We start from the raw sequence: 5,538 nt of genomic DNA on the forward strand, positions 1-5,538 counted from the left end.
ACTCAAGTAACTCATTTATGGTTGCCTAACTCAAGCAAGCCAAGAGCTGGGGCCGCCTGAGCGGAGGTGTCCCCGTCGCGCCGTACGCCGTGGGGACGGAGTATGGCGCCGTCACCGGTCCCGGCGGGGGCCCGTACGGAGACTTCGGGGACGGAGGAGCGGGACCTCGCGGCGTGATTGCTCCGCCGGGAGGTCGGTTCGTCGTGTGCGGGTCCGATGTGGCTGGTCGCGCAGTTCCCCGCGCCCCTGAGGGGGTTGCCTATAGGCCTTGTGGATATGTGAAGAAGCGACTCGGGTCGTACTGCTTCTTCAGTGTCGTCAGGCGCGTCGTCGCGTCGCCGTAGTACGCCTTGCGCCAGTTCGTGAGGGTTGGGTCGGTGTAGTTCTGGTAGGCCGCGCCGGAGGCGTACGGCTTCATGGCGTTGTGGAAGGACGTCAGCCAGGACTGGGCTGATGTGCCGGCTGTGCCGGAGGGCCAGGAGACTATGTACTGGGCCAGGATGCGGGAGCGGCGGTGGACGAAGGCCGTCGCCGTGGGGGAGACGCGGTTGACCGCGCCGCCCAGGGCCGTCAGGGCGATGTCGCCGGAGTTGCCGCGGACCGCCTTCATCTGGTTGAGCATCGTCTGGATGCCCGTGGCCGAGATCGAGCGGTCGAAGAAGTCGGAGCGGCCCACGTAGGTCTCCCGTGCCAGCGCGCCCTGCGGGGAGCGGCCCGGGGTCGAGCCCGGGAGGTGGCACTGGGCGTCCGTCGAGAACGACGTGCAGCCCGCGTACGCCTCCATCGACTCCTCGTACGTGTGCCGCTTCAGCGAGACGCTCGACGCGTTGCCGCCGACGAGGTGGGCCAGCTTGTCGACCGCGTTCTGGAGTTCGGTGTAAGTGCCTAGGGAGAACGCGGCGACCGAGACGCGGGGCGTGCCGCCGGGCGTGTTCGTCAGGTGGCAGGACGACCAGATCTCGTCGGGCTGGTCCGGGCCCCACTCCTGCCAGGCCTTCACCACGGCCGCCGCCATCGACGACGGCCAGGTGAGATACCCGGATACGGCCTGGGGCGCGGGGTGGGTCTTGAACTGGAGCTCGGTCACCACGCCGAAGTTGCCGTTGCCCGCGCCGCGCAGCGCCCAGAACAGGTCTTTGTTCTCAGTGGAGTTGGCGACCAGCTGCTTGCCGTCCGCCGTGATCAGCGTCGCCTGCGTGAGGCTGTCGCAGGTCAGGCCGTACGCCCGGGAGACCACGCCGTGGCCGCCACCCAGGGTGAGGCCGGAGACGCCGACCGTCGGACAGGAGCCCGCGGGGATCGTCACGCCCTTCGCCGCGAGACCCCGGTAGACGTCGATCAGCTTGGCGCCGGCGCCGACGACCGCGGAGGAACCGCTCGCCCGGATCTTGTTCAGCTTCGACACGTCGACGATCAGGCGGCCGTCGCCGGAGGAGTAGCCGGCGTAGGAGTGGCCGCCGTTGCGGATCGCGACGCGGATGTTGTGGGCGCGGGCGTAGGAGAGGACCGAGCGGATGTCGTCGGGGTTCGCGACGTACGCCACCGCGGCCGGCTTCAGGGAGTCGAAGCGGGTGTTGTAGAGCTGGTGGGCCGTCTTCCAGGAGGCGTCACCGGGGCGGACCAGGGTGCCGTCCAGCTCACGGGCCAGGGCGGCCCAGTTGGCGGCGGCCGCGGCGGTGGTGGTGCGCAGGCCCGTCGAGGTGGAGGCGTTGGTCGCCGTGGCGGACGCGTCACCGCCGCCGGTGTTCTTGCCGTTGCACGCGGTCGTCGCGACCGCGGCTATCGCGGCCACGCCGCCGCCTATGAATGAGCGCCGTTCCATTTCGCCTCCTGTGGGGTTCCGTGAAGTGAGATACGGGCCGGACCCCACAAGTTCTCGTGGTCATGTCACAGGTTCGGAACAGGCGGATGCCCCGTGGCATCCGTCCTGGCCTGGCTTCTCGCCCGTCTCGCCGGACCGCGCCAGCCACAGACACAGCGGGCGAAGCAGAAAGGGCCCTGCTCGACCGTCGTCGTGCGATGTTCGGGATCCGCGGGGGGAGCCTGTCGTTCGTCCTGCTGCGCCACATCGACCAAGGTACCGAGCCCGGGTAAAGCGCTCGTATGGCGGTCGCGCGACGGTCATAGGGCGGTTGTACGGCCGTGCCGTCGCGTGACGGGCCCACCTACCCGTCGTTAAGCGGAACGACAGGGGCCCGTGACGACGTACGGGGGTACGGCAGGCTATGGAGCGGCAGCAGAGGCGGGCCCGCGGGGCGGTCGTCGCGGCGGGACTCATGGTCGGGGTCTGTGCCGGAACCGGCGGATGCGGCGCCGGTGACGGGGCGGCGACCGCGGACGCGCGCGGTGCCGGGGACGCGGTCGCGGTTGTGCGGCGCGCGGCCGACTCGCTTGTGGCGGCGGGGAGTTCACAGGCCCGTACGTCCATGGAGATGGCCACCGGCGGCACCCGCGTGACCATCCGCGGCGAGGGCGTCTACGACTTCCGCCGCCGGCTCGGCCGGCTGAAGGTGCAGCTGCCGCAGGACCCGGCCGGCGCCAGCGAGCACCGGCCGATCACCGAACTCCTCGCGCCGGGCGCCCTGTTCATGAAGAACCGGGGCGCCGGGGTGCCCGCCGACAAATGGGTACGCGTCGACACCGGGACGCTGACCGACGGCAACCTCGTGACCGGCGGGGCCACCGACCCGTACGCCGCCGCCGAGTTGCTGCGTGGGACGACTACGGCGACGTATCTGGGGAAGACGGAGGTGGCCGGGGCCTCCGTGCGTCACTATCGGGGGGTCGCCGATCTCGCCGTCGCCGCGCGCAGCGCGTCGGAGGGGAACGAGGCGGCTCTGAGGTCGGCGGCGAAAGGGTTCGCCACCGCCCGGGTGCCCTTCGACGTCTACCTCGACGACCAGGGGCGCGTCCGCAAGGTCCGCCAGCGGTTCAGCTTCGTCAACGGGCAGCGCCGCAGCACCGTGGCGGTCGCCTCGACGACGTTGCTGTACGACTTCGGGGCCCCCGTGGACGTACGACTTCCGGCGTCGAAGGACATCTACGCCGGGCAGATCGCCGAGAAGTGAGCTGAACCGATCGGTGTGGGGCGGTGTGAGGACTAGCCCGTCCGTGCCATGCGCGTTGTGTAGACCGCTCCCTACTCTAGGAAGTCGGTGACGGCAGAGAAGAGGTGATGCACGTGGCTCCGGTCGGCGGTACGGCAGTTCAGGACCACGTGGCCCTCGCCGAGATCGAGCTGTGCGGAGACCTGATCATCGCGGCCTCGGCCGCCGAGGACCGGCTCAGCCTGGAGAGCATCGACGAGGTGCTGAAGGTCGCCGAGGAACGGGACATCCCCGAGAGGCCGGGGCGCTAGGTGCGGAGCAGTCGGGCGATCGCCTTCGTCGCCTCGTCGACCTTCGCGTCGATCTCCTCGCCGCCCTTGACCGCCGCGTCGGCGACGCAGTGCCGCAGGTGCTCCTCCAGAAGTTGCAGCGCGAACGACTGAAGGGCCTTCGTGGAGGCGGACACCTGGGTGAGTATGTCGATGCAGTAGACGTCCTCCTCGACCATGCGCTGAAGCCCGCGGATCTGGCCCTCGATCCGGCGCAGGCGCTTGAGGTGCTCGTCCTTCTGCTTGTGGTAGCCGTGCGTCACCGGTTCGGAGGGCACTGCCGCCGCGCCGGCCTCGGTGGTCGTCGTCGCGTCCATCGCGTCCTCCAGACATATACCCCTAGTGGGTATATCGTAACGAACTTTGCTGGGTATAGGGCCCTTGGTACGCCCCCGTGCGGATCACTGTGCCTGATGGGCGACACTGGGGGACGGCCCATTAGCCGTGGCCGGATGATGCACTTAGCATCAGCCTGACCGAAACCGATGCATCCCGAGGACCCCTTGTGCGCTTTCGTCTGACCCCCAGGGAGACGAGCTTCTACGACATGTTCGCCGCGTCCGCGGACAACATCGTCACGGGCTCGAAACTCCTCATGGAACTGCTCGGGGCGGACACCGCCGGCCGGGCCGAGATCGCAGAGCGTATGCGGGCCGCTGAACATGCCGGTGACGATGCCACGCACGCGATCTTCCACCAGTTGAACTCCTCCTTCATCACGCCCTTCGACCGCGAGGACATCTACAACCTCGCTTCCTGCCTCGACGACATCATGGACTTCATGGAGGAGGCCGTCGACCTGGTCGTCCTCTACAACGTGGAGGAACTGCCCAAGGGCGTCGAGCAGCAGATCGAGGTGCTGGCGCGGGCCGCGGAGCTGACCGCCGAGGCCATGCCGAACCTGCGCACGATGGACAACCTCACCGAGTACTGGATCGAGGTCAACCGCCTCGAGAACCAGGCCGACCAGATCCACCGCAAGCTGCTGGCCATGCTCTTCAACGGCAAGTACGAGGCCATCGAGGTGCTGAAGCTCAAGCAGATCGTGGATGTGCTGGAGGAAGCGGCGGACGCGTTCGAGCACGTGGCGAACACGGTGGAGACCATCGCCGTCAAGGAGTCCTGACCTCTCCATGGACACCTTCGCTCTGGTCGTGACCATTCTGGTCGCGCTCTTTTTCACGTACACGAACGGTTTTCACGACTCCGCGAACGCGATTGCTACGTCGGTCTCGACGCGGGCGCTGACGCCGCGTGCGGCGCTGGCGATGGCCGCCGTGATGAATCTCGCCGGCGCGTTTCTCGGTTCCGGGGTCGCCAAGACGGTGAGTGAGGGGCTGATCGAGACGCCCGAGGGGTCGAAGGGGATGGGGATCCTCTTCGCCGCGCTCGTCGGCGCGATCACCTGGAACCTGGTCACCTGGTACTTCGGGCTGCCGTCGTCGTCCTCGCACGCGTTGTTCGGCGGGATGGTGGGGGCCGCGCTCGCGGGCGGTACGGATGTCATCTGGCACGGTGTCGTCGACAAGGTCATCGTGCCGATGTTCGTGTCGCCGGTCGTCGGTCTGGTCGGCGGTTATCTGGTGATGACGGCGATCATGTGGATCTTCCGGCGGGCGAATCCGCACAAAGCCAAGCGGGGGTTCCGGATCGCTCAGACCGTCTCCGCGGCCGGTATGGCTCTCGGGCACGGTCTCCAGGACGCGCAGAAGACCATGGGTGTCGTGGTGATGGCACTGGTGATTTCCGGCCACTCGACGTACGGCGATCCGATTCCGGTGTGGGTGAAGATCGTCTGTGCGTTGATGCTGTCGCTGGGGACGTACGCGGGTGGCTGGCGGATCATGCGGACGCTCGGGCGGAAGATCATCGAGCTGGATCCGCCGCAGGGGTTCGCTGCGGAGACCACGGGTGCGGCGATCATGTTCACCACCGCGTATCTCTTCAAGGCGCCGGTGTCGACGACGCATGTCATCACCTCGGCGATCATGGGTGTCGGGGCGACGAAGCGGGTCAACGCTGTTCGGTGGGGGGTTGCCAAGAACATCGTGATGGGGTGGTTCATCACGATGCCGGCTGCCGCGGTCGTGGCGGCGTGTTCGTTCTGGATCGTGGATCTGGCGTTCCTGTAGGCGCCCGGCGCTGTTGCCAGGGGGTTTTCC

Annotated in this window: 7 protein-coding genes; 4 read left to right on the forward strand and 3 right to left on the reverse strand. The window is 67.9% G+C overall.

Features of this window, described 5'->3' with window-relative positions; genetic code table 11:
• Positions 1–259: 259 nt before the first annotated feature.
• Positions 260–1,822, reverse strand: coding sequence for an FAD-binding oxidoreductase (locus ACNFOC_RS50235; RefSeq protein ID WP_416965675.1), 1,563 nt, complete (start codon positions 1,820–1,822; stop codon positions 260–262).
• A 65-nt stretch (positions 1,823–1,887) separates the two neighbouring features.
• Positions 1,888–2,067: a hypothetical protein gene (locus ACNFOC_RS50240; RefSeq protein WP_416965676.1), complete on the reverse strand. Its 180-nt coding sequence runs from the start codon at positions 2,065–2,067 to the stop codon at positions 1,888–1,890.
• A 158-nt stretch (positions 2,068–2,225) separates the two neighbouring features.
• Between ACNFOC_RS50240 and ACNFOC_RS50245 the strand changes: the two genes are divergently transcribed.
• Together ACNFOC_RS50245 and ACNFOC_RS50250 are read left to right on the forward strand one after the other, a co-directional pair.
• Complete coding sequence (locus ACNFOC_RS50245) at positions 2,226–3,068, forward strand: SCO4651 family lipoprotein (RefSeq protein ID WP_416965677.1); 843 nt, start codon at positions 2,226–2,228, stop codon at positions 3,066–3,068.
• A 107-nt stretch (positions 3,069–3,175) separates the two neighbouring features.
• Positions 3,176–3,358, forward strand: coding sequence for a hypothetical protein (locus ACNFOC_RS50250; protein ID WP_019065442.1), 183 nt, complete (start codon positions 3,176–3,178; stop codon positions 3,356–3,358).
• Here the strand turns inward: ACNFOC_RS50250 and ACNFOC_RS50255 are convergent.
• Positions 3,355–3,693: a metal-sensitive transcriptional regulator gene (locus ACNFOC_RS50255; protein WP_416965678.1), complete on the reverse strand. Its 339-nt coding sequence runs from the start codon at positions 3,691–3,693 to the stop codon at positions 3,355–3,357. The genes ACNFOC_RS50250 and ACNFOC_RS50255 overlap by 4 nt on opposite strands.
• A gap of 188 nt (positions 3,694–3,881) precedes the next feature.
• Between ACNFOC_RS50255 and ACNFOC_RS50260 the strand changes: the two genes are divergently transcribed.
• Positions 3,882–4,502 carry a DUF47 domain-containing protein gene (locus ACNFOC_RS50260; RefSeq protein WP_026151758.1) on the forward strand — a complete coding sequence of 207 codons (621 nt, stop codon included), beginning with the start codon at positions 3,882–3,884 and terminating at the stop codon, positions 4,500–4,502.
• A 7-nt stretch (positions 4,503–4,509) separates the two neighbouring features.
• Positions 4,510–5,508: an inorganic phosphate transporter gene (locus tag ACNFOC_RS50265; protein WP_416965679.1), complete on the forward strand. Its 999-nt coding sequence runs from the start codon at positions 4,510–4,512 to the stop codon at positions 5,506–5,508.
• The last annotated feature ends 30 nt before the right edge of the window (positions 5,509–5,538 follow it).

Source organism: Streptomyces colwelliae (assembly GCF_048158785.1).
Classification (GTDB): domain Bacteria; phylum Actinomycetota; class Actinomycetes; order Streptomycetales; family Streptomycetaceae; genus Streptomyces.

Coding starts and splice junctions, on each gene's coding strand:
- ACNFOC_RS50235 (WP_416965675.1), bottom strand. CDS start 1,822: ATGGAACGGCGCTCATTCATAGGCGGCGGCGTGGCCGCGATAGCCGCG.
- ACNFOC_RS50245 (WP_416965677.1), top strand. CDS start 2,226: ATGGAGCGGCAGCAGAGGCGGGCCCGCGGGGCGGTCGTCGCGGCGGGA.
- ACNFOC_RS50250 (WP_019065442.1), top strand. CDS start 3,176: ATGCACGTGGCTCCGGTCGGCGGTACGGCAGTTCAGGACCACGTGGCC.
- ACNFOC_RS50255 (WP_416965678.1), bottom strand. CDS start 3,693: ATGGACGCGACGACGACCACCGAGGCCGGCGCGGCGGCAGTGCCCTCC.
- ACNFOC_RS50265 (WP_416965679.1), top strand. CDS start 4,510: ATGGACACCTTCGCTCTGGTCGTGACCATTCTGGTCGCGCTCTTTTTC.